21 protein-coding genes are annotated in these 21440 nt (G+C 65.4%); 2 read left to right on the forward strand and 19 right to left on the reverse strand.

What is annotated here, in order from left to right:
- Positions 1–55: 55 nt before the first annotated feature.
- Both IE92_RS0104390 and recO read right to left on the reverse strand, forming a co-directional pair.
- Positions 56–859 (reverse strand): isoprenyl transferase, encoded by an 804-nt coding sequence (locus tag IE92_RS0104390; protein WP_030143656.1) that lies wholly within the window; start codon positions 857–859, stop codon positions 56–58.
- Positions 856–1650 (reverse strand): DNA repair protein RecO, encoded by a 795-nt coding sequence (gene recO, locus IE92_RS0104395; protein ID WP_051701858.1) that lies wholly within the window; start codon positions 1648–1650, stop codon positions 856–858. The genes IE92_RS0104390 and recO overlap by 4 nt, the downstream gene beginning before the upstream one ends.
- A 138-nt stretch (positions 1651–1788) precedes the next feature.
- On the opposite strand from recO, the gene IE92_RS0104400 reads away from it, so the two are divergent.
- Entirely contained in the window at positions 1789–2532 is a 744-nt protein-coding gene (locus tag IE92_RS0104400; protein ID WP_051701856.1) for a trimeric intracellular cation channel family protein, read from the forward strand.
- A 63-nt stretch (positions 2533–2595) separates the two neighbouring features.
- On the opposite strand, the gene leuA is transcribed toward IE92_RS0104400, so the two are convergent.
- From leuA to IE92_RS0104440, 8 genes are all read right to left on the reverse strand, one after another.
- A complete protein-coding gene (gene leuA / locus IE92_RS0104405) occupies positions 2596–4356 on the reverse strand; it encodes a 2-isopropylmalate synthase (protein WP_030143659.1) in 1761 nt (586 codons plus the stop codon).
- Positions 4357–4549: 193 nt separating this feature from the next.
- Complete coding sequence (locus IE92_RS0104410) at positions 4550–5722, reverse strand: ABC transporter ATP-binding protein (RefSeq protein WP_245601213.1); 1173 nt, start codon at positions 5720–5722, stop codon at positions 4550–4552.
- A complete protein-coding gene (locus IE92_RS0104415) occupies positions 5700–7454 on the reverse strand; it encodes an ABC transporter permease (protein ID WP_051701855.1) in 1755 nt (584 codons plus the stop codon). Before IE92_RS0104415 ends, IE92_RS0104410 begins: the two co-directional genes overlap by 23 nt.
- Before the next feature lie 15 nt (positions 7455–7469).
- Positions 7470–8522 (reverse strand): ABC transporter substrate-binding protein, encoded by a 1053-nt coding sequence (locus IE92_RS0104420; RefSeq protein ID WP_030143662.1) that lies wholly within the window; start codon positions 8520–8522, stop codon positions 7470–7472.
- A gap of 142 nt (positions 8523–8664) precedes the next feature.
- Positions 8665–9360 carry a response regulator transcription factor gene (locus IE92_RS0104425; RefSeq protein WP_030143663.1) on the reverse strand — a complete coding sequence of 232 codons (696 nt, stop codon included), beginning with the start codon at positions 9358–9360 and terminating at the stop codon, positions 8665–8667.
- Positions 9353–10288: a sensor histidine kinase gene (locus tag IE92_RS16405; protein WP_156027388.1), complete on the reverse strand. Its 936-nt coding sequence runs from the start codon at positions 10286–10288 to the stop codon at positions 9353–9355. The genes IE92_RS0104425 and IE92_RS16405 overlap by 8 nt, the downstream gene beginning before the upstream one ends.
- Before the next feature lie 103 nt (positions 10289–10391).
- Complete coding sequence (locus IE92_RS0104435) at positions 10392–11864, reverse strand: ABC transporter permease (RefSeq protein WP_245601214.1); 1473 nt, start codon at positions 11862–11864, stop codon at positions 10392–10394.
- Positions 11861–12622, reverse strand: coding sequence for an ABC transporter ATP-binding protein (locus IE92_RS0104440; RefSeq protein WP_030143666.1), 762 nt, complete (start codon positions 12620–12622; stop codon positions 11861–11863). Before IE92_RS0104440 ends, IE92_RS0104435 begins: the two co-directional genes overlap by 4 nt.
- A 174-nt stretch (positions 12623–12796) precedes the next feature.
- Here IE92_RS0104440 and IE92_RS0104445 point away from each other — a divergent pair, with 174 nt between their 5' ends.
- Complete coding sequence (locus IE92_RS0104445) at positions 12797–13216, forward strand: hypothetical protein (RefSeq protein WP_030143667.1); 420 nt, start codon at positions 12797–12799, stop codon at positions 13214–13216.
- 5 nt (positions 13217–13221) lie between these two features.
- Here the strand turns inward: IE92_RS0104445 and IE92_RS0104450 are convergent, their stop codons facing one another.
- The 9 genes from IE92_RS0104450 to dnaJ all read right to left on the reverse strand — a co-directional run bounded on the left by IE92_RS0104450 (position 13222) and on the right by dnaJ (position 21364).
- Positions 13222–13899, reverse strand: coding sequence for a response regulator (locus IE92_RS0104450; RefSeq protein ID WP_030143668.1), 678 nt, complete (start codon positions 13897–13899; stop codon positions 13222–13224).
- A gap of 11 nt (positions 13900–13910) precedes the next feature.
- Positions 13911–15152 (reverse strand): sensor histidine kinase, encoded by a 1242-nt coding sequence (locus IE92_RS0104455; RefSeq protein WP_051701851.1) that lies wholly within the window; start codon positions 15150–15152, stop codon positions 13911–13913.
- 56 nt (positions 15153–15208) lie between these two features.
- Entirely contained in the window at positions 15209–16138 is a 930-nt protein-coding gene (gene era, locus IE92_RS0104460; RefSeq protein WP_051701850.1) for a GTPase Era, read from the reverse strand.
- A gap of 40 nt (positions 16139–16178) precedes the next feature.
- A complete protein-coding gene (locus tag IE92_RS0104465; protein WP_051701847.1) occupies positions 16179–17480 on the reverse strand; it encodes a hemolysin family protein in 1302 nt (433 codons plus the stop codon).
- Between the two features lie 51 nt (positions 17481–17531).
- Positions 17532–17993, reverse strand: coding sequence for an rRNA maturation RNase YbeY (ybeY, locus tag IE92_RS0104470; RefSeq protein ID WP_030143672.1), 462 nt, complete (start codon positions 17991–17993; stop codon positions 17532–17534).
- Complete coding sequence (locus IE92_RS0104475; protein ID WP_051701846.1) at positions 17990–19093, reverse strand: PhoH family protein; 1104 nt, start codon at positions 19091–19093, stop codon at positions 17990–17992. The genes ybeY and IE92_RS0104475 overlap by 4 nt, the downstream gene beginning before the upstream one ends.
- Entirely contained in the window at positions 19086–19439 is a 354-nt protein-coding gene (locus IE92_RS0104480; protein ID WP_030143674.1) for a histidine triad nucleotide-binding protein, read from the reverse strand. The genes IE92_RS0104475 and IE92_RS0104480 overlap by 8 nt, the downstream gene beginning before the upstream one ends.
- 82 nt (positions 19440–19521) lie before the next feature.
- On the reverse strand, positions 19522–20265 hold the full coding sequence (locus tag IE92_RS0104485; RefSeq protein ID WP_030143675.1) for a 16S rRNA (uracil(1498)-N(3))-methyltransferase: 744 nt from the start codon (positions 20263–20265) through the stop codon (positions 19522–19524).
- A gap of 1 nt (position 20266) precedes the next feature.
- Positions 20267–21364 (reverse strand): molecular chaperone DnaJ, encoded by a 1098-nt coding sequence (dnaJ, locus tag IE92_RS0104490; RefSeq protein WP_030143676.1) that lies wholly within the window; start codon positions 21362–21364, stop codon positions 20267–20269.
- Positions 21365–21440: the final 76 nt, after the last annotated feature.

Here is a 21440-nt window from a genome sequence, read left to right on the forward strand (position 1 = left end):
TTTTGCGGCAAAAAGCCCCGCCCGGCGTAAACCGGGCGGGGCTTTTTCTTACCCGTTACGCCTGGGGGGCGTCGATCGCGCCGCCGAAGCGACGATCGCGGCCGATGTAGATCCCGATCGCCTCCCACAGCTGCTCGCGGGAGAAGTCGGGCCACAGGGTGTCCAGGAACACCATCTCCGCATAGGCCGACTGCCACAGCATGAAGTTCGAGGTGCGCTGCTCCCCCGAGCTACGCACAAACAGGTCCACATCCGGCATATCCGGGAGGTAGAGGTGCTTGGCGATAGTCTTCTCGGAGATGGAGCCGGGCTTGATCTTGCCCGCCTTCACGCCCTCGGCGATTTCCCGCACGGCATCGGCGATCTCGTTGCGACCCCCGTAGTTCACACACATGGTCAGGGTCAGCACGGAGTTAGATTTGGTCAGTTCCTCGGCGTACTTGAGCTCCTTGATGACCGACCCCCAGAGCTTGGGGGTGCGCCCGGCCCAGCGCACCCGCACGCCCCACTCGTTGAGCTGGTCGCGCCGACGGTGCAGCACGTCGCGGTTGAAGCCCATCAGGAAGCGCACCTCATCCGGGGAGCGTCGCCAGTTCTCGGTCGAGAAGGCGTACACCGAGAGGTGCTTCACGCCGGCCTGGATCGCGCCGGCCACAACATCGAGCAGCGCGGCCTCCCCCGCCTGGTGACCCTGGACCCGCGGCAGGCCACGGGCGTTCGCCCAGCGACCGTTGCCATCCATCACGATGGCCACGTGCTCGGGCACCCCGGCCCGCGGGAACTCGGGCGGATAGATGCCGGTCCAGTCGATCGGGCGATACGGGACCGCGTCGCGGTGGGTAAAGGGCTTCGGGGTCATGCGGTGGCCTTCGGCTCGGGAACGGACGGGGGCGTGGACTGCGGCACGGCCGCGACGGTGTGAGCCTGGGATCCGTCCAGGTGGTCGAGGGAGCGGAGGCTGCGATCCAGGTGCCACTGGGCGTAGGCGGCGACGATGCCGCTGGCGCGCTTTTGTACCTGCTCGGGGACATCCTCGGTGAGGTCCCAAGCCCCGGCGAGGAGCGCGATCAGGAGCTCACGGGTGGCATCATCGAGGATCGCGGCACCCTGCGGGGCGCAGTCGGAGCACACGGCGCCACCCACCTGCACCATCACACGGGCGTGCGGGCCGGGACGACCACAGCGGGCACAGTCTTGGAAGCTCGGTGCCCAGCCGGCAATCGAGAGGGCGCGCAGCAGGTAGGAATCCAGGGTCAGCGTGGGGCTGTGTTCGCCGCGAGAGAGGGAGCGGAGGGCACCCACCAGCAGCAGATATTGGCGCTGAGCCGGATCGGTTTCGGTCAGCCGGTCGGCCGCCTCCACCATCGCGGTCGCGGTGGTGTAAAGCGCATAGTCGGCCACGATGGGGGCACCATAGGAGCCGAGGGTTTCGGCCTGGCTGATGGTGTCGAGGGTGCGACCCTCATAAAACTGAATGTCGGCCACCATAAACGGTTCGAGCCGGGCACCAAACTTCGAGCCCACCTTGCGCACCCCCTTGGCGACCGCGCGAACCTTCCCGTTATTGCGGGTCAGCAGCGTACAGATACGGTCGGCCTCGCCCAGCTTATGGGTGCGCAGAACCACTGCCTCATCACGGTAAATTGCCACACCCCTATTATCCGCTACGCCGGTGACACCGGGCGAACCGGGCGGCCGTGTTCGGTTGATCCTCCCAGGATGACCCGGGCGGCGTCATGCGCGTCGTGTCCACTGGAATCCGGGCGAAACTGCGTGTTAGATGGGGATGTGACCCCTCTGTTTGTGATCCCCCTGTGGCTGGACCTGACCGCCGTCGCCATCGGCGCGGTGCAGGGCGCGATGTTCGCGGCACGCTTCCGGGAGAATCGCCTGGATCTCCTCGGGGTCGCGATCATCGGTCTGGTGATCGGCCTCGGCGGCGGTCTTGCCCGCGACATCCTGATCAACCAGGTTCCCGCCGCACTCTCGACCAACTGGTATCTGCTGACCGCCACGGGTGCGGCGTTTGTGGGCATGCTGCTGCTGCGCGTGTTCACCCGGATGAATGCCATCATCATCACCCTCGATGCGCTGACCATCGGCATGTTTGCGGCGATCGGGTGCGCCAAGGCGGTGGCCGCCGGGCTCCCCGAGGTTCCCGCGGTATTTGTCGGGGTCATCTCGGCGGTGGGCGGATCGGTGGTGCGCGACATGATGCTCAACCTGCCGATAGCACTGATGCACGTGGGCTCACTCTACGCGGTGGCTGCCGGCGCGGGCACGATCTTCATGCTCGCGGCCATGCACCTCGAGGTGCCGATCGTCTGGGCAGCGGTGGGCTGCGTACTGATCACCACGATGGTGCGCCTGCTCTCGGTCCGCTTCGGCTGGAGCCTGCCCGAACAGCGCGCGCTCAGCTCCTGGGCCACCTGGCGTCGCCGCGACTCGGACGCCTCGGGTGCCGGCGCTGCCCTGGGCACCGGCCCGCGCGACTCGGGCTGGCGTCGCTGGCTTCCCCGCATCCGCCGCTAACCTTTTCCCCGAAACGCCACGGGCCCGCACGATGTGTGCGGGCCCGTGGTGTGAGGGTGGAGGCTAGGCGTTGACCAGTTCCGGTTCGGCATCCACGCGCGAGCGCAGGGCGCGGTTCACACCCGAAACGATGGCCTTGAGCGAGGCGGTTGAGGAGTTGGAATCGATACCGATGCCCCACAGGCGCTGGTCGCCCACGCGCAGCTCCAGGTAGGACGCGGCGGCCGCGTCGCCACCGGCGCTGAGGGCGTGCTCGACGTAGTCGTACACCTCGACGTCGATGCCCTGGGCAGCCAGCACGTTGACAAATGCGGCGATCGGGCCGTTGCCGGTCGCGGTCTGGTCGGCGACCACGTCGCCGTCGCGCAGGGTTGCGGTCAGCTCGGTTGCACCGTCGCGGCTCGAGGTGTGGGTGTCGCGCAGCTCGAAGCGGCCCCACTTGGCGGCGGCGTCGGCGGCGGGCAGGTACTCGTCCTGGAAGATGTTCCAGATGTTCTCGCTGGTGAGCTCGCCACCCTCCGAGTCGGTCACACCCTGCACCACGCCGGAGAACTCGATCTGCAGCTTACGCGGCAGGTCCAGGCTGTGGTCGGCCTTCAGCAGGTAGGCCACGCCGCCCTTGCCTGACTGCGAGTTGACCCGGATCACGGCCTCATAGGAGCGACCCAGATCCTTGGGGTCCACCGGCAGGTAGGGAACGGCCCAGACGATGTCGTCCACGCTCTTGCCCTGCGCCTGGGCGTCGGCGGCCATGGCCTCGAAGCCCTTCTTGATGGCGTCCTGGTGGGAACCGCTGAACGCGGTGAACACCAGGTCTCCGGCCCACGGGCTGCGCTCGGGCACCGGCAGCTGGTTGCAGTGCTCGGCCGTGCGCTTGACCCGGTCGATGTCGGAGAAGTCGATCTGCGGGTCGATGCCCTGGGTGAACATGTTGATGCCCAGGGCGACCAGGTCGACGTTTCCGGTGCGCTCACCGTTGCCAAACAGGCAGCCCTCGATGCGGTCGGCACCGGCCAGATAGCCCAGCTCGGCGGCGGCAATCGCGGTGCCGCGGTCGTTGTGCGGGTGCAGCGAGATCAGCACGTTCTCGCGGTTGTTGATGTGACGGCCCATCCACTCGATCGAGTCGGCGTAGACGTTCGGGGTGGCCATTTCCACGGTCGAGGGCAGGTTGATGATGACCTTGCGCTCGGGGGTCGGCACGAAGACCTCGAGGACCGCGTTAACCACCTCGACAGCGTATTCCAGCTCGGTTCCGGTGTAGCTCTCGGGCGAGTACTCGTAGTAGACATCCGTCTCGGGGATGGTCTCCTCGTACTTCTTGCAGAGCTTCGCACCATCCACGGCCAGCTGGGTGATCGCGGCCTTATCGGCGCGGAACACCACCTCGCGCTGCAGCACCGAGGTCGAGTTGTAGAGGTGAACGATGGCCTGCTTGGCACCCTTCAGTGACTCATAGGTGCGGGCGATCAGGTGTTCGCGGGCCTGGGTCAGGACCTGGATAGTCACATCGTCCGGGATCGCGTTTTCCTCGATCAGGCTGCGCACGAAGTCGAAGTCGGTCTGGCTCGCGCTCGGGAACCCAACCTCGATCTCCTTATAACCCATCTCGACCAGCAGGTCGAACATGATGCGCTTGCGCTCGGGGCTCATCGGGTCGATCAGCGCCTGGTTTCCATCACGCAGGTCAACCGCACACCAGCGCGGGGCCTGGGTGATTTCCTTGCTGGGCCAGGTGCGATCGGGCAGATTCACGTTGATCTGCTGGGAGTACGGAACGTACTTGTGGATCGGCATGGCCGAGGGCTTCTGGTTGTTCTTCATTGCGGGAATCTCCTCAAAAACTATGGGTGAAGCCAACAAACGCCGCGACGAGAGGGGCTTGAACTAAGCCTCGTCGCGGCAGCTAAGGAGCAGACCCGCAAAGAACACGCTTACACAGTACCACCAAAACGCCACGCCCCGAGACACCCGTACCCCGAATGACACGCGGTCGTTCGGGGTACGGACGTCTGGCTTAGACGTGTCGATCGGCCTTGGGAAGCAGCCATCCGCGGTCCTGAGCAATACTGACCCGCACAAAATCCATCGGGTGCAGAATCTCCTCGACCGCCGGGTCGAACACCGAGGCAACCACGGTCCCCGAATCGGTTTCAATCTCGTATTCGACGCTTTCACCATGGAAGATGGTGGTGAGCACTCGGCCGATGTTACCGTTGACTTCCTCCGCTACAACCGGCCCCGAGAGCCGCACCGATTCGGGTCGGATCATCAGTAGCACCTCGGTGTCGATGCCAACACTCTCTCGGCAGGCGGTATCAAATTCCTCGCCCAGCACGAGAACCCGCGCTCGACCACCGCTCGGCTCGGCGAGAACCGTTGCGTCCAGGAAGGTGGCTCGGCCGATGAAGTCGGCTACAAAGACCGTGGCCGGGCGTCGGTACACTTCCTCGGGCAGTCCCACCTGTTCGATCCGACCCCGGTTCATGACCACGATCCGGTCAGAGAGCGTCATCGCCTCATCCTGATCGTGGGTGACAAAGATGCTGGTAATCCCCAACCGGCGCTGCAGGCGTCGAATCTCATTACGCATCAGCACCCGCAGCTTGGCATCGAGATTGGACAGCGGCTCATCAAAAAGCAACACCTTCGGCCGCATCACCAGCGCCCGGGCCAGGGCCACCCGCTGCTGCTGTCCCCCGGAGAGCTGATGGGGCGCACGGTCGGCATAGTTCATCAGGTTCATGATGGTCAGTACCGTGTCCACCTCCTCGTTCAGGCGCTTTGCCGGCGTGCGCTTGAGCTTGAGGCCGTATGCGACGTTTTCGCGCACCGAGAGATGAGGGAACAGGGCGTAGGACTGGAAAACCATTGACATCGGCCGCTGATTGGGGAGGACCTGAATCATGTCGGTCCCATCGAGCTCCAACGAACCCGAGGTGGGCTCCTCGAATCCGGCGATCATGCGCAGGGTCGAGGTTTTCCCGCATCCAGAGGGACCCAGGAGGGTGATGAACTCCCCCGGTTTGATATCCAGCGTGACCGAATCCACGGCCAACGGATCCCGCGGCTTAGAACCGTAACGCTTGGTGAGGTTGGTGAGGGTGATACGTCCCGAGCCGGAGCCGGATTCGGGACCTACGGCTGTAATGAGGGCATCGGTGTCGTCAACGACGGTGTGTGCGACCACGGAAGATCACCTTTCGAACAAGAAGATTGAGAACAAGAATGAGGCTGAGCACGATGATGATGAGGACGGTGCAGTAGGCGAATGCGTTGCCAAAACGGCCGGAGTCCACCTCGGCCAGGATCTGCGAGGTCATGATCTTGATGCCCGGAGTCGTGAGGAACACGATCGGTGAGAGCGTGGTCATCGACCGCGCGAAAGCGTAGGTGAGACCGGAGACCAGGGCCGATTGAATCAGGGGCAGCGTCACCGTGCGGAAGGTGGTGCCCGATCCGGCGCCGAGGGAGGTAGAGGCCTCCTCGATGGCCGGATGAATCTGGTTCAAGGCGGCTATACCGGCGCGCTGGCCCGAGGGCAGGGACCGGGTGATGTACACCATGACGATTGCAATTCCACCGGAGAAGGCTGCCGTTCCGCCGGCCAAGGCCGGCAGGATCTGAAGACCAAAGATCGTGGTGGGAGTGATGTAACTGAGCGCATACCCGATGCCGAGCACGGTGCCCGGTACCGCGAGTCCCAGCATGCCCACAAAGTCCAGCAGCCCCGAGGTGCGGCGCAGCTTTCTCACCACAAGCCAGGCAATCAGCATGCCGAGTACCCCGGCGATCGGAGCGGCAATGAGCGCCAGGCTGGCCGTGTCAATCATGGCCTTGGACCCCAGCCCGGTGAGGACAAACTGGAAGTGCTCCAGGGTAAACGCATTATTCACTCCGGGGACCTTCATGAAGCCTCCGGCCAGCACCGTGAGATAGATCGTGATGATCAGGGCGCTGATTACCCCCACGATGGCAAGCACCGGAATGCGAATGCTGCGGGCGGTGATCTGCTCGGTGTGCCCGGTGGGCTTGCCCGTGACGGTCACCACGCTGCGCTTGGACACCCAGTATCGCTGGACCAGGAACACCAGCAGGGCGGGCAGCAGAATCGTAAGCGAATAGGCAGCGCCGGCGCTGGTGTTGTAGTCACCGGTCACCGCCAGATAGGCGCGGGAGGCCAGGACCGTGTAGTCCCCACCCAGAACCAGCGGGTTTGCCAGATCGGCAATAGATTCGACAAAGAGCAGCAGGAAGGAACCGGCAAAACCGGGTACCAGCATGGGTACCGTTACCGAGAAAAACACCCGCAGCTTATTGGCGCCCAGACTCGACGCGGCCTCATCGAGGCTGGGATCCAGACTCTCCAGCATCCCGCGGAAGTTCATATAGGCAACCGGGAAAAACGAGAGCGACAGGACCAACACGAGTCCGGGCAGCCCGTAGATATCGCCCTTGATCCCGAACAGCCCATTGCTAATGGCACCGTTGCGTCCAAACAGGGTGATCACCGCGGTTGCAACGGCGAAGGGCGGGGCCACGATGGGAACCATGGCCAGCAGATGGAGTAATTTCTTCCCGCGAAACTGAATCCGCGTTTGAGCATAGGCGAACAAAAAACCGATCAGGGTTCCGGTGACACCGACGATCAGGCCCAACACCAGGGTGTTGAGCACGATGCGATGGTTGGCGGGCTCGGTGACGATTCGGCCCAGCACCGCGAGGCCGTCGGGAGCAAACGCGGCCGACAATAGGCTCACTACCGGATAGCCGATCAGGAGTAACAGAATCAGCGCTACGGCCGATCCCAAAATGATCACGCTGCGATCGGCACGGGCACGGGTACGTTTGGGCGGAGAAATCCGGGCGCTCGCGGCGGGCGGGAGGAGCCCACCCGCCGCGGGGGTCAGTGTTGTTGTCATGGTGATTCCGGGCGACTACTCCTTGGGAGCGGGCGCCACCTCCGCATCAAACTTCGCCGTCAGGGCGTTTCGGGCGGTGCCGGCGGCATCGATATCGGCGTGCACGAGCTTGAGCTTTTTCAGATCCACCATGTCGTCGGTGATCGTGGCGTCGGGATTGGTCGGCACGCTGTAGCTGCCGACGGTGGCCGCGAGGTCCTGAGCCTGCGCGGTGAGGGTCCAGTCAATAAACGCCTTGGCGCCCTCGGGGTTACGGGCATTTTTGATCAGCGATACCGCTCCCACCTCATAACCCTCGCCCTCCTTGGGGAATGTGGTTGTGAGGTTTGTGAAACCCTCCTTGATAAATTTTTGGCAGTCCTGGGCAAAGATGATGCCGGTGGCAACCTCTCCGCGGCCGGCCATCTGCCCGGGAGCGCTGCCGCTCTTTGAGTACTGGAGAATGTTTGAGTGGAGCTTGGCGAAGTATTCAAGCGCCTGGGCCTGGTCCCCGTTATCTAGTTCTACGTGGGTCCACAGGGCCTGGTAGGCGGTGCCCGAGGTCCCCGGGTGCGCCATCGCGATGTTGCCCTTGAACCGGGGATCCAACAGGTCGTTCCAGGAGGTCGGAGCCTTGGCCCCGATTTCCTTCAGCACATCGGTATTGGAGCAGAAGCTCAACGCCCCCACATAGACCCCGGTCCAGCGATCCTTGGGGTCCTTATACTCATCGGCGATCTGGTCGGCGTTGGGCGAAACGTAGGGTTCGATCAGTCCCTGCGCATCGGCGGCGAGGTGGCCTTCGGCCCCGCCCCCAAACCAGGCATCAAATTCGGGGGTATTGCCGGTGGCACTCAGCCGGGCCACGGCCTCACCCCCACTCAGGCGAACGTAGTTGGCGGGATAGCCCGATGCCTTGGTGAACTCGGCGGCGACAAGCTGGCACCAGTCCTCCTGCGGGCTGCAGATAAAGGTGACCGGCTTCTTCGCGCCGGCGGATTCGCTTCCCGGCGCCGTTTGGGAACAACCGGTAAAGAGAGCAAGGCCGGTGGCGGCGGCCAGAACGATGGTGAGTGGGGTGCGACGCATGGGGATAAACTCCTTCGTTTAGGTGCGTGCGAACTGCTGTGCGACTCCCACACTAGATTCGGGAGAACCACGCGTTCGTGACAGAGCGGTGACGTTTGGTGACAGTCCTGTCACCAAACCTCCTGCCGGTTCGGGCGCGCCGTTAGGGCTGAGCGCGAAGGATATATCCGGTACCGCGTACACTCTCGATCACCGCGGCGCTCCCCGGAACGGCGGCATCAAGCTTGTGTCTGATTCGATAGATCGCCGCCTTGATCATCTCCCGTTCGCCGATCCGATCCGACTCGCCCCAGCCCAGCAAGAGCAGCTGCGCAAAGCTCAGGATGACACCGGGGCGGCTCATCAGCGCCGAGAGAATCTTAAACTCGTTGGCGGTCAAGAGCACGCGCTCGTTACCGATAATCATGTCGTGGCTGCTTGGGTCCAGTTCGATCCCGCCCGAGGCCGTCATCAGGGCCCCGGCTGACTCGGAGCGCCGGACCAGTCGCTGGGCCCGAAGGGCAAGCTCACGCGGGTGAAAGGGCTTGGCGATGTAGTCGTCGGCCTCGGCCTCTAGCCCGGCGATTCGATCGGACACCTCCCCCTTGGCGGTGACCAGAATGACGGGGATGTCCCACCGCGCCTTGATCCGGCGGCACAGCGTGATTCCCGAGATACCAGGCAGCATCACGTCGAGAACCACGAGGTCCGGACGGGACGTCTGCAACTCGTTCCACGCGGTCTCGGCCGAGGTAAAGAGGGCCGTCTCAAACCCCTGGGTCTCCAGGGCAAAGCCGACAATATCGGCCATTGCCGGTTCATCGTCCACAACAAACGCAATCGGACCGCGCTCAGCCATGCGACACCGGACGTCGATTTCGCCCACCCTCCGACGCGGCAGTAGCCGAGACGGGTGCCTCCAGCGGAAGCGTAAACATCATCGTGGTGCCCTTTCCGGTGATCGTATCCACATAGATTCGACCACCGTGAAGCTCAATAAACTGCTGCGAAATAAAGAGTCCAATGCCGGTTCCGTTTCCCAGTGGTTTTCCGCTGGAAAAACGTCGAAACAGACGCTCACGCTGCTCCGGGGACATGCCTGCACCCCCATCACTGACGGAGATCATCACCTCTCCCTCACCGGGAACGATGCGCACCTCGACCCGGCCGCTGGCCGATTCGGTGGAGGCGGCGTTATTGATCAGGTTGATGAGCACCTGACGAATAAGCTGTGGATCGATCTCCGCACCCACCGGTGCTCCGGGAGCATCCAGGACGATGGTTGCTGCGGAAATCTGGGCCAACTCCTCCACGACGTTGCGAAAGAGCACGCGCAGGTCGATCTTCGACCGCTCCACCGAAAACAGCCCCGCCTCCAGCCGCGCACGAATCAACAGCTGCTCGGAGAAGGTGTGCATGCGCACGGCGTTATCCTCGATCCGTCGCACAAACATCGCCTGTCTCGGCGTAAGGGGGCCCGCAGACTCCTCGGCCAAAAGCTCCGCGGCCCCCTGAATGACCGCCAGCGGGGTTCGAATCTCGTGGCTCAGGACCGAGGCCTGATCGGCTCGACGAGTGTCCAATTCGGCGAGCCGCGCCAGGCGGTCGCCATCCGCACGATGTGCGCGGCGGGTTTGGAGAATCGCCACCCAGAGCAGACCCAGCGCCAGGGAAGCAAGCAGATAGCCGGGGTTTTCAGCATGCACCACAATAAGAGCCACCGCGGCGAGGGTGGCAATGCCCGATCCGATCATCAGCGACGGTGCCGACAGTCCAGCAAACCTCATGCGCTCAGCATAACCGACGATCACTCACAACTTTTCGCGCCACAAAACACCCGTGCGCCCCGAGAAATCGGGGCGCACGGGTGAGATGAATAAATCTCGAGAATCAGTCGGCGGCAAGGGCAGCCACCGCGCTACCGCGGGTTGCTCGGCGTGAGGGGGCCAGCGAGGCCCCGATCGCCACCAGGATCGCGAGCGCCAGGATGATCCCGAACACGCCCCAGGGTATCGCCGGGGTAACGAGTCCGTGTCCGAGCTGGGCACCGAGGGTTGCCTGCGCTCCGCACCAGCCGTAGAAGGTGCCCAGCACGAGTCCGAATCCCACCGAGACCAGCGTCATCTGGGCCGACTCGGCCACGATCATCCGGCGGATCTGCCCCGTGGTGAAGCCCAGGGTGCGCAGGAGGCCCAGCTCGGGAGCCCGCTGGATCACACCGAGGGCCAGGTTATTCACAAGACCCACCGCGGCGATGAGCGCCGAGAATCCGAACAGGCCGGAGAAGATTGCCAGGGTCATGGTGAGGATCTGGTTCATCCCCTCGGCATACTCGGGCTGCTCATCGGCAATACCGATCATCATCTGCACGTACGACGAGCTGGCCACCGCAAACATGCTCACCAGGGTAACCCCGATTACGATACCGACCATGCTGCGCGCACTGCGCTCGGGATAGCGCACCGCATTGGCCGCGGCGATCCGGGATGCGGGACTGCGGCCCATCCAACCACCGGTGAGACGCAGCAACGCCGGCATCAGCACGGGGGCAAACATCACGATACCGCTGAAGGAGAGCACGCCTCCCACCAGACCCACCAACACCCCGAGCGGCGACACCAGGCCAAGCACCACGCCACCAAGCAGCGCCAGAAGTCCGCCAATCAGCAGCACGGTGGCACCCACGCGGCGTCCGCGGGCCACCGGCCGAGTCGGATCCGCGGCGGCCACGGTGAGCGCCTGAATCGGGGTGACCTGGGATACCCGCTGCGACCCCACCCAGGAGGCCAGGTACCCCATCGCCACGGTGATCATCAACGGGGCTTTCAGCAGCGGATCCAGCACCTGATAGGGGATATCAGGCAACACCCTGGAGTCCACCAGCATCGGCACGATGATCAGACCGGCGATGACAACTGGGACCGTGCCGAACACCGCACCGAGGGCGGCACAGACCAGCCCCTCGCGGGCGATGCCGCGGCGCAACCGGGAGGAATCTGCCCCGATCAATCGGTATAGCGCAATCTCACGCACCCGCCCGGCGATCACCGTGGCCACCGTATTAGCCGTGACCACCGCCGAGACGTACACGGCAATTGCAAAGAAAACGGCGCTGACGATCAGTACGGTAATCCGTACCGAGTCGTGCTCGCCGGCCAGCTGGTGGGCGGAGATCGCCGAGGAAAGCACCCCGGTTCCAATCACCAGGGCCACACCAAAGGCCGCCGAGAGCGCGGCGACGATCATGCTCGCCCGGTAGTCACGCAGTCTCATTCGGGACTTTCCCGCTCCCCCACGTGCGCCGGTCGAGCGGTATTCGGCCGGCGAGGACGCCCGGTTGTCCGCGGTGTCCAGCCGGCTCACGCTGCCTCCTCCAGGGAGAGCATGAGGGCGGACACCTCGGCGGCACTGGTCTGCCCGATGTCATGACGCAGGGAACCATCGGCCAGCACCACGATGCGGTTGGCATAGCTGGCGGCAATCGGATCGTGGGTCACCATCGCGATGGTCTGCCCAAAGCGAGCGCACGCATCGGCCAGCAGGGTCAGCACCTCGCGGCCGGTCCGTGAGTCCAGCGCACCGGTGGGCTCGTCGGCAAAAATGATCTCGGGACGGGTGGCCAATGCCCGAATGATCGCCACCCGCTGCTGCTGGCCGCCGGAGAGCTGATGCGGGCGGTGGTTGAGCCGATCGCCCAGACCCAGGCTGTGGCACAGGTCGGTGATCCACGCACGCTGAGAGTCATCGATGCGACGCCCGCCCAGCTCGAAGGGCAGCACGATGTTCTCCCAGGCGGTCAGGGTGGGCACCAGATTGAACGACTGGAAAACGAATCCCATGCGGTCGCGGCGTACGCGGGTCAGTGCCGCGTCATCGAGCGCGCCGATCTCCGTGTCGCCGAGCCACACGCGCCCCGAGGTGGGGGAATCAAGCCCCGCGGCAATGTGCATCAGCGTGGACTTACCCGAGCCCGAAGGTCCCATGATCGCGGTGAAACGGCCGCGCTCGATGTTGAGGGTTACCGAGTCGAGGGCCACCACGGCACCCGAGCCGACCCCGAATGACTTAGTGACCGCGTCGAGGCGGGCGGCGAGCACGGGGCTGGAAGAAGAAGTGGTCATGTAACCACTGTAGAAATCTCGAGTTTTCCCGGCATCACGCGGCGGAGGTAACCCACGTCATCCCCCAGGATCATGCGTATGGCACCCCCATCAGCACCGCGGATGAGCGAACCCCGAACGCGCCGTGTGCGAACTAGACTTCTCGTACATCGAATCCCCGGGAGGAGCCACAACATGCGGATTTTGAGCCTGGTAGTGCTGGGCGTTCTGGCCACCGTGGGACTGACCGGATGCGCGTCCGGCGGCACATCGGACCCCTCCGCAACGTTCTGCACAGGCTTTCAAGATTCGTGGAATACCTTCGGCAGGGGCCAGGCCACCGACGGCTCGGAAGAGTCGGCAATCCGGGCCAGCCTGAGCCTGCAACAGGAGTGGGAGGACCTGTTCGCATCGAACCTCCCGGATCGAATCACCGATCTGGGACTCACCTCGAAGTTCGTTGCCGCGTGGAACGCGACGACGCGGGTCGAGCGTCAACCGGCGGAAGAGTCCCTGACAAACTCCGCGCAGATCCTCGCCATGGAGTGTTCAGCATCGGGCACCGAGATCACGCTGGCGCCACTCACCTATCCGCTGCGGCCGAGCGTGCGCTAACGCGACTACTGCTCGTGCGGAGTGTTGAGGCCGTGCTCGTAGGCGAAGACCACGAGCTGCACGCGGTCGCGCAGCGAAAGCTTGGCCAGCACCCGGCTGATGTGGGTCTTGACCGTGGCCTCGCTGAGGAACTCATGCGTGGCGATCTCGGTGTTGCTGAGGCCCGCGGCCGCCAGCCTGAAAATCTCGGTTTCGCGTCCGGTCAGCGTGGCGAAGGACTCGGGGACCGCGCGGGCCGCCGGTGCCGCCGAGACCGAGCTGAAGAGGTCGTGCACGGCGCCCGGGGCGATGACCGCGCTGCCCGCAAACACGGTCCGGATCGCCGCGAGCAGGAACTCGGGCTGGGTGTCCTTGAGCAGGAACCCGCTGGCCCCGATGCGCAGCGCGCGGGCGGCACCCTCATCCAGATCGAAGGTGGTGAGCACCACGATCTTCGGGGCGGGTTTCCCGGAGCGGTCGGCCTCCTCGAGGATGGCCGCGGTGGCCGCGATCCCATCCAGGTTGGGCATCCGCACATCCATCAGGACCACATCCGGTGCGGTGTTGCGCACCAGCTCGATGCCCTCCTGACCGTCGGCGGCCTCACCGGCAAACTCCAGGTCCGGCTGGGAGTCGATCAGCATCTTGATCCCGGCGCGGAATAGCGACTGATCATCAACGAGGGCGACACGAATCGCGGTCATGGGGTTTCCCTTCACGAGGAAGTCGGGCGGACGGCGCCCGCGGGCATATGAACCGTCACAACAAAATGATAGGCGTTGCCGGCACTCGGCGGGGTGAAGGCGACCGAGCCACCCGCCAGCGCGGCGCGTTCCTGCATCCCGGGCAGGCCGTGGCCGCCCGAGCGCGGGGGCAGGCCGGGGTTGGGTGGGAGCGTGGCATTGTCGATATGCACGGTGAGGGCCCCCGGTCGCCAGTGGAAGGCGAGGAGCACCGGACGGGCACGATCCCCGTGCCGCAGCGCGTTGGTCAGCGACTCCTGCACGATCCGATAGAGCGCGATCTGCTGGCCGGTGGGCAGCGGAATCAGCTCGCCTGATTCGATGTAGTGCACCTCGAGGCCGGTGGATCGCATCTGCTCGATCAGACCACCCAGGTCGCTCAGCACCGGCTGCGGACCATCGCCCTGGCTATGGCGCAGCTCGCTCAGCAGCAGTCGCACATCGGTCAGGGCGCTGCGCGCGGTACCGGCCACGGTTTCCAGCGTTCCGGCGAGGGCGTCGGGATTGCCGCGGTGCACATAGCGTGCCCCGTCGGACTGGGCGATGATGACCGCGAGCGAGTGCGCCACCACATCGTGCATGTCGCGGGCGATGCGGTTGCGCTCCTCGAGGGCAAACATCGCCTGCTGGGCGGCGAACTGCTCCCGCTCGGCCAGATAGCGTTGACGCCCCTCGGCGCGGGCCCGGCGTCCGGTGCGCACCAGCAGACCGATGGTCCAGGACAGTGCCAAGACCACCACGGCGGCCACCGCGGCCAGGGTGCCAAACACTGCGATAGTCCGCATGGTGTTCTCGGAGTCGGACGGAGTCCCCCGCACGATGATGAAGGCCGTGTAGTATCCGGCCAGGAGTCCGCCCACCAGGGCCGAGCCGAGTCCGAACCAGCGGGACGCACGCTCGGCATAGGCGCCGGTGGTGTAGAGGACGGCAAGGATCGCCGCATTCGCCAGGGTTGCGGGCAGTCCCGATGAGAGCTGCACGATGACCCCGACCCAGGCGATCAACAGTGCGAGGCCCGGGGAGAATCGGCGCAGCCCCAACGCGCTGACCATGGCCAGGACCAGGATTAGGCCGGGCAGTCCGTCGCCATAGCTGAGCGGCACCACGATGGCACCAAAAACCACGGCGACCACGAGGTCGACCACAAGCTGGATGCGCGTAAGCTGCCGGAACACGAAGCCCACGCTACCCGGCCACACCCAGGTGCGGGTCATAGATACCCCCTCCGGAGGCGAAGATCACTCTCGCGATGTATTTTGCGAGATCGCGGCTAGAATCCCAGGCGGCCGAGCTGGTTCGGGTCGCGCTGCCACTCCTTAGCCACCTTGACCCGCAGCGAGAGGAACACCTTACGGCCCAGCAGGTCCTCGATCTGCTCGCGGGCCACCTGGCCCACCTCGCGCAGACGCTGGCCCTTGTTCCCGATGATGATGCCCTTCTGGCTGTCACGCTCCACAAAGAGGTTTGCGTAGATTTCCAGCAGATCCTTGTCCTCGCGCTCGACCATCTCGTCGAGGGTCACCGCGAGCGAGTGCGGCAGCTCATCGTGCACACCCTCCAGCGCGGCCTCGCGGATAAATTCGGCGATGCGGTCCTCGTCCGACTCATCGGTCACGGTCTCCTCGGGGTACATGGCCCCGCCCACCGGCATGAGCTTGATCAGCTCGTCGGTGAGGATGTCCAGCTGGTCGTCGGTCACGGCCGACACCGGGATGATCAGGTCCCACTCGCGCAGCTCCTGCACGGCCAGCAGCTGGGCGGCGATACTCGCGCCGCCTGTGGTGTCCACCTTGGTGACGATCGCGACCTTCTTGGCACGCGGGTAGAGGTCCAGCTGCTCGTTGATGAAGCGGTCGCCGGGGCCGAGCTTCTCGTTGGCCGGCAGGCAGAACCCGATGACGTCCACGTCACCCAGGGTGTTCTGCACCAGGTCGTTCAGGCGCTGACCCAGCAGGGTGCGCGGACGGTGCAGACCCGGGGTGTCCACGATGACCAGCTGGCCGTAGTCGCGGTGCACGATGCCGCGGATCGCGCGACGGGTGGTCTGCGGCTTGGCGCTGGTGATCGCGACCTTCTCGCCCACCAGGGCGTTGGTCAGCGTGGACTTGCCCACGTTCGGGCGTCCCACAAACGAGACGAATCCCGAACGGTACTTGGGGAAGCCGCCGCGGGGCTTGCGGGTGGGTTCTTCGGTGGTCATACTGTGTCCTCTGTGGGGTGTTGGGGTGGAGCGTTCGGGGCTAGTTATCGCCCGGTGCGTCCGGAAGTGTGGGGATCGAGGCCTCGGCGATCAGCGCACGCGTGACCAGCACGGTGGTGACCCGGCCGCGCCGTCCATCGGTGCGTTCGGCGGTGAGTTCCAGGCCGCCGACGATGGTACGCGCCCCGGCCTCCGGCAGGCGACCCAGCGACTTGGCGATCAGGCCGCCGACGGTGTCCACGTCCTCGTCGTCCAGCTCGATGTCAAAGAGTTCGCCCAGCTCGTCCACGGGCAGGCGCGCACTCACACGGAAGTTGCCGGGGGTGAGTTCCTCAACCTCGTTGGAGTCGGAGTCGTACTCGTCGGAGATGTCGCCGACGAGCTCCTCGATGATGTCCTCCATGGTGACCAGGCCGGCGATCCCGCCGTACTCGTCCACCACGAGGGCCAGGTGGTTGGATTCCAGCTGCATGCGGCGCAGCAGGTCGTCGGCCTTGGCCGAGTCGGGCACAAACACCGCGGCGCGGGCGGTTTCGCGCACCTCGCGCTCGCGGGCAGCCGCATCCCCCTCGTGGGCGATACGGGCGATATCACGCAGGTAGAGCACACCGACGATCGCGTCGGCCGACCCGTCGATAACCGGGATCCGCGAGACACCGGTGCTCAGGAACAGGCTCATCGCCGCATCCGCGGTGGCGTCGGCATCGATCGTGATCATGTCGGTCCGGGGCACCATGATCTCCCGAGCGATGGTCTCGTTGAACTCGAAGATCGAGTGGATGAGCTCGCGGTCATCCTCCTCGAGCACGTCCAGCTCGGTAGCCTCGTCCACCATCGAGAGCAGCTGCTCCTCGTTGTTAAACGACACCGAGCGGGTGGTGCCCGGGGTGACCCGGTTGCCCAGGTGAACCAGTGCGTTGGCCAGCGGACCCAGCAGCACCCGCACCGCGTGCAGCAGCGGGGCGGCAACCTTGAGCAGGCCATCGGCGTGCAGGCGTCCCACCGTACGCGGGCTCGCCCCGACCAGGATGAACGAGACGATCGTCATCACCAGGGCCGAGATCGCCAGCGCCAGCCAGAAGTTGTCCAGCTGCGAGGAGATCTCCAGGGTGATCAGCACCGCGGCGGTGGACTCGGCCATGATGCGGATAAACGCCAGGGCGTTCAGGTGCGCGCCGGGGTCGGCGGCAATCGCCCGCAGCGAGCGAGCCGAGCGCGAGTTTTCGGCGAGTTCCAGCAGGTCGCTGCGGGACTTCACCGTGATCGCGGCATCCCCCGCGGCCATCAGGGCGGCGAAGGCCACCAGGAACAGGGCGACGATGGCGGTAATCAGCTCACTCATGCGGCGCTCCGGTGTGCTGCGGGGCAGGGTCTATGGTCACTCATTGGCGGCCTAGGACCGTCGCTCCTGCACGTGGAAGCCGAGCAGGATATCGCGCTGGATGCCAAACATCTCGCGCTTTTCCTCGGGCTCGGCGTGGTCATAGCCGAGCAGGTGCAGGATGCCGTGGGTCGTGAGCAGCAGCAGCTCGTCCAGGGTCGAGTGTCCGGCGGTTTCCGCCTGCGACTCGGCGACCTGCGGGCACAGCACGATGTCGCCGAGCAGGCCCGCGGGGGTCGGCTGCTCGGGGGTACCCGGGCGCAGCTCATCCATCGGGAAGCTCAGCACGTCGGTGGGACCGGGCTCATCCATCCACTGCACGTGCAGCTGCTCCATGGCAGCCTCATCCACGGCGACGATGTTGAGGTCGGCCTCGGGGCTCACGTGCATCGCGGCCAGGGCAAACTCGCCCAGGCGCTGCAGCGCGGCCTCGTCAATCTCGACGGCCGACTCGTTGTTGATTTCAATGCTCATGAGCTGGTGCCCCTCCTGGGGTTGCGGCCGCTCGGACCGCCGGTTCCGGTGCGCTTTTCGGCACGCTGTGCAAATTCGGCGGCACGATCTCGCTCGTGCCGGGCGGCGATCTGGCGAGCGTCATACTCGCCATAGGCGTCAACGATGTGACCCACGAGGCTGTGGCGCACCACGTCGTCGCTGGTCAGGTTCGCGAAGTGAATGTCTCCCACCTCGGAGAGCACCCGCTGGGCGACCTTGAGGCCGCTCAGTCCGGTGCCGAGGTCGACCTGGCTGGCGTCGCCGGTGATGACCATCTTCGAGTTGAAGCCGAGCCGGGTGAGGAACATCTTCATCTGCTCGGGGGTGGTGTTCTGCGCCTCATCGAGGATCACAAACGCCTCGTTCAGGGTGCGACCGCGCATATACGCCAGCGGAGCCACCTCGACGGTGCCGGCCGCAAGCAGCTTGGGCACGGTTTCGGGATCCAGCATGTCACCCAGGGCATCGTAGAGCGGACGCAGATACGGGTCGATCTTGTCGCTCAGCGTCCCGGGGAGGAAGCCCAGCCGCTCCCCCGCCTCCACGGCGGGACGGGTCAGGATGATCCGCGAGACCTCCTTGCGCAGCAGCGCCTGGACGGCCTTCGCCATCGCCAGATAGGTCTTACCGGTACCGGCCGGCCCCAGCCCAAACACGATGGTGTACTCGTCGATCGCGTCGACGTAGTCGCGCTGACCGGCGGTCTTGGGACGCACTGCCTTGCCCTTGCTGGACACGATGCTCTGGCCCAGCACGTCGCTGGGACGCTGCTCACCATCGGTGATGATCTTGATCGAGGCGGTCACATCGGCGGGCTCGATGGTGTGTCCACCCTGAACCAGGGCGATCAGCTCGGCGATCAGTTCCTCTACCCGGGCCACATCGTGGGCCAGCCCGGCCAGGGTGACCTCGTTGCCGCGCACGTGCACATCCACCGCGGGGAAACGCCCCTCGATGGTCGAGAGCAGGCGGTCCTCGGGGCCCAGCAGGTGGACCATCGCAACCCCGTCGATCGGGATGCGTCGTTCGATGCGGTTGCTGCCGACCGGGGTGTCTCCGGTCGAGGGCACGTTAGGCACCAAGTCGCCCCTCTTCCAGCTTGCCGGAGAGGACGTGGGCGTGCACGTGGAACACGGTCTGACCGGCGTTGGCACCGGAGTTGAAGACCAGGCGGAAGCTGCCGTCGGCGTGTTCGTTGGCGATGTTCTGGGCGAAAAGCACCAGCTCGGCGAGGAGTTCGGGGTCGGCGGCGGCCAGCTCGGCCACCGTCACATACTCTTCGGTTTTGGGCACAACCAGGATGTGCACCGGTGCCTGCGGTGCGATGTCGCGGAAGGCAATCAGGTGATCGGTTTCGGCGACGATGTCGGCGGGGATCTCTCGGGCGATGATGCGGCTAAAGATACTCGGCTCGGTGGCTGTCATAGCTCCATACTAGCGATCGGGGTGAACGTACGGGGTGTGCGCGCCGAAGAATTCACCGCGCACACCCTCCGAAGACCCGCTCCTACCACCGACCCAGCGCCGCGGTGATGACCGCGAGCGCCGCGGGGCCCGCGGTCGAGGTGCGCAGAATCGTGGTGCCGAGCACCACGCGGTGCGCGCCGGCCTGCTCCAGCGCGTCCAGTTCGCGCGCCGAGATACCACCCTCGGGTCCCACCACCAGCACGATCGGCCGGGTGTCGGCGGCCTCGCGCGCGGCCATATGCGCGGTCAGCGCGATCGGCGCGGTGGGATCCAGCACCAGCACATCGTGGTCGGCGGCGAGGGCTGCAACCCCGGCGAGGTCCAGCAGGTCGTGCACGTGCGCGAGGTGCGGACGAATCGACTGCTTGGTCGCCTCGCGGGCGATGGTCGCCCAGCGCGCCCGGCCCTTGACCTTCTTCTGCGCATCCCAGCGCGAGATGCTGCGCTCGGCCGCCCACGGGTACACCCCGGACACGCCGAGTTCGGTGGCCGCCTGGACCGCCATCTCGTCCCGGTCCCCCTTGGCGAGGGCCTGCACCAGGATCAGCTCGGGGGTCGGCAGCGGGTGCACCTCGACGCTCAGCGCCTCGGCCTCGAGCAGACCCGGGGTCGAGACGGTCACGCGGGCACCGATCAGCAGGCCCGCACCGTCGCCGAGGAAGATCTCCTCACCGACGCGGGTCCGGTTGACGGTCACCGCATGCTTGGCCTCGGCACCCTCCAGGGTGATCGTGTCACCCACGGCGGGCACCCCGACAAAATCGCGCAGAAATAGGCTCGACATGCTAGCCGCGCAGCTTATCGCGGAGCTTGGCGAACAGACCCTGCTGGAACTCGCCCAGCGCGGCGGTCTTGTCCTTGCGCTTGGCGGCGAAGCTCTCGATCAGCTCACGCTCCCGGTGGTCCAACTTGGTCGGGGTGATCACCTGGATGCCGATACGCAGATCGCCGCGGCCGTGGCCGCGCAGCTTGGTGATGCCGCGATCGCGCACGGTGATGACATCCGAGCTCTGCACGCCCGCCTTGATCTCGACTTCGAGGTCGCCATCGAGGGCGTGGATCGTGGTGGTTGAGCCGAGGATCGCCTCGGTCATCGGCACCTCCAGGGTGCACAGCAGGTCGTCGCCGTTGCGGCTGAAGACGTCGTGGTGGCGCACCTTCATTTCCAGGTACAGGTCACCGTTCGGGCCACCGGCGGGGCCGATCTCCCCCGAACCGGGCATCTGCAGGCGCAGGCCGGTGTCCACGCCGGCGGGGATGTCCACCGAAACGGTGCGGCGGGCGCGCACGCGGCCCTGGCCCTGGCAGCCGACGCAGGGGTTGGCGATGATCGTGCCGTATCCGCGGCAGGACCCACAGGGGGTCGAAGTCATCACGTTGCCCAGCAGGCTGCGAACCGGACGCTGGATCGTGCCCGAACCACGGCAGATGTCGCAGGTCACCGGCTGGGTGCCGGGCTGGCAGCAGGAACCCTGACAGGTCTCGCACAGCACCGCGGTGTCGACCTCGAGGTCGCGGTGGGTTCCAAAGACCACCTCGCCAAGGTCGAGTTCCACCCGAAGCAGGGCGTCCTGACCGCGCTCGCGACGCGACTTGGGGCCGCGCTGCTGGCCGCCGCCGCCGAAGAACTGCTCGAAAATATCGCCGAATCCGCCGAAGCCCGCGTCGCCGCCCTGGCCGGTCTCGCCGCGGTCATAGCGGGCACGCGAGTCCGCGTCGCCCAGCACATCGTAGGCGTGGGTCACGAGCTTGAAGCGCTCCTGCGCCTCCTCGGAGGGGTTCACATCGGGGTGCAGCTGACGAGCCAGCTTGCGGTAGGCCTTCTTGATGTCTTCAGCCGATGCGTCCTGCGAAACGCCCAGTACCTCGTAGTGGTCAGCCACCCGTGATCCTCCATGGTGGCGACGCCGAAGCGTCGCGCAATTGATTGTTGTGGCCAGCGGCCCGCGATGGGCAGCG

The sequence above is a fragment of the Mycetocola saprophilus genome (genome assembly GCF_000718085.1).
Classification (GTDB): Bacteria; Actinomycetota; Actinomycetes; order Actinomycetales; family Microbacteriaceae; genus Mycetocola; species Mycetocola saprophilus.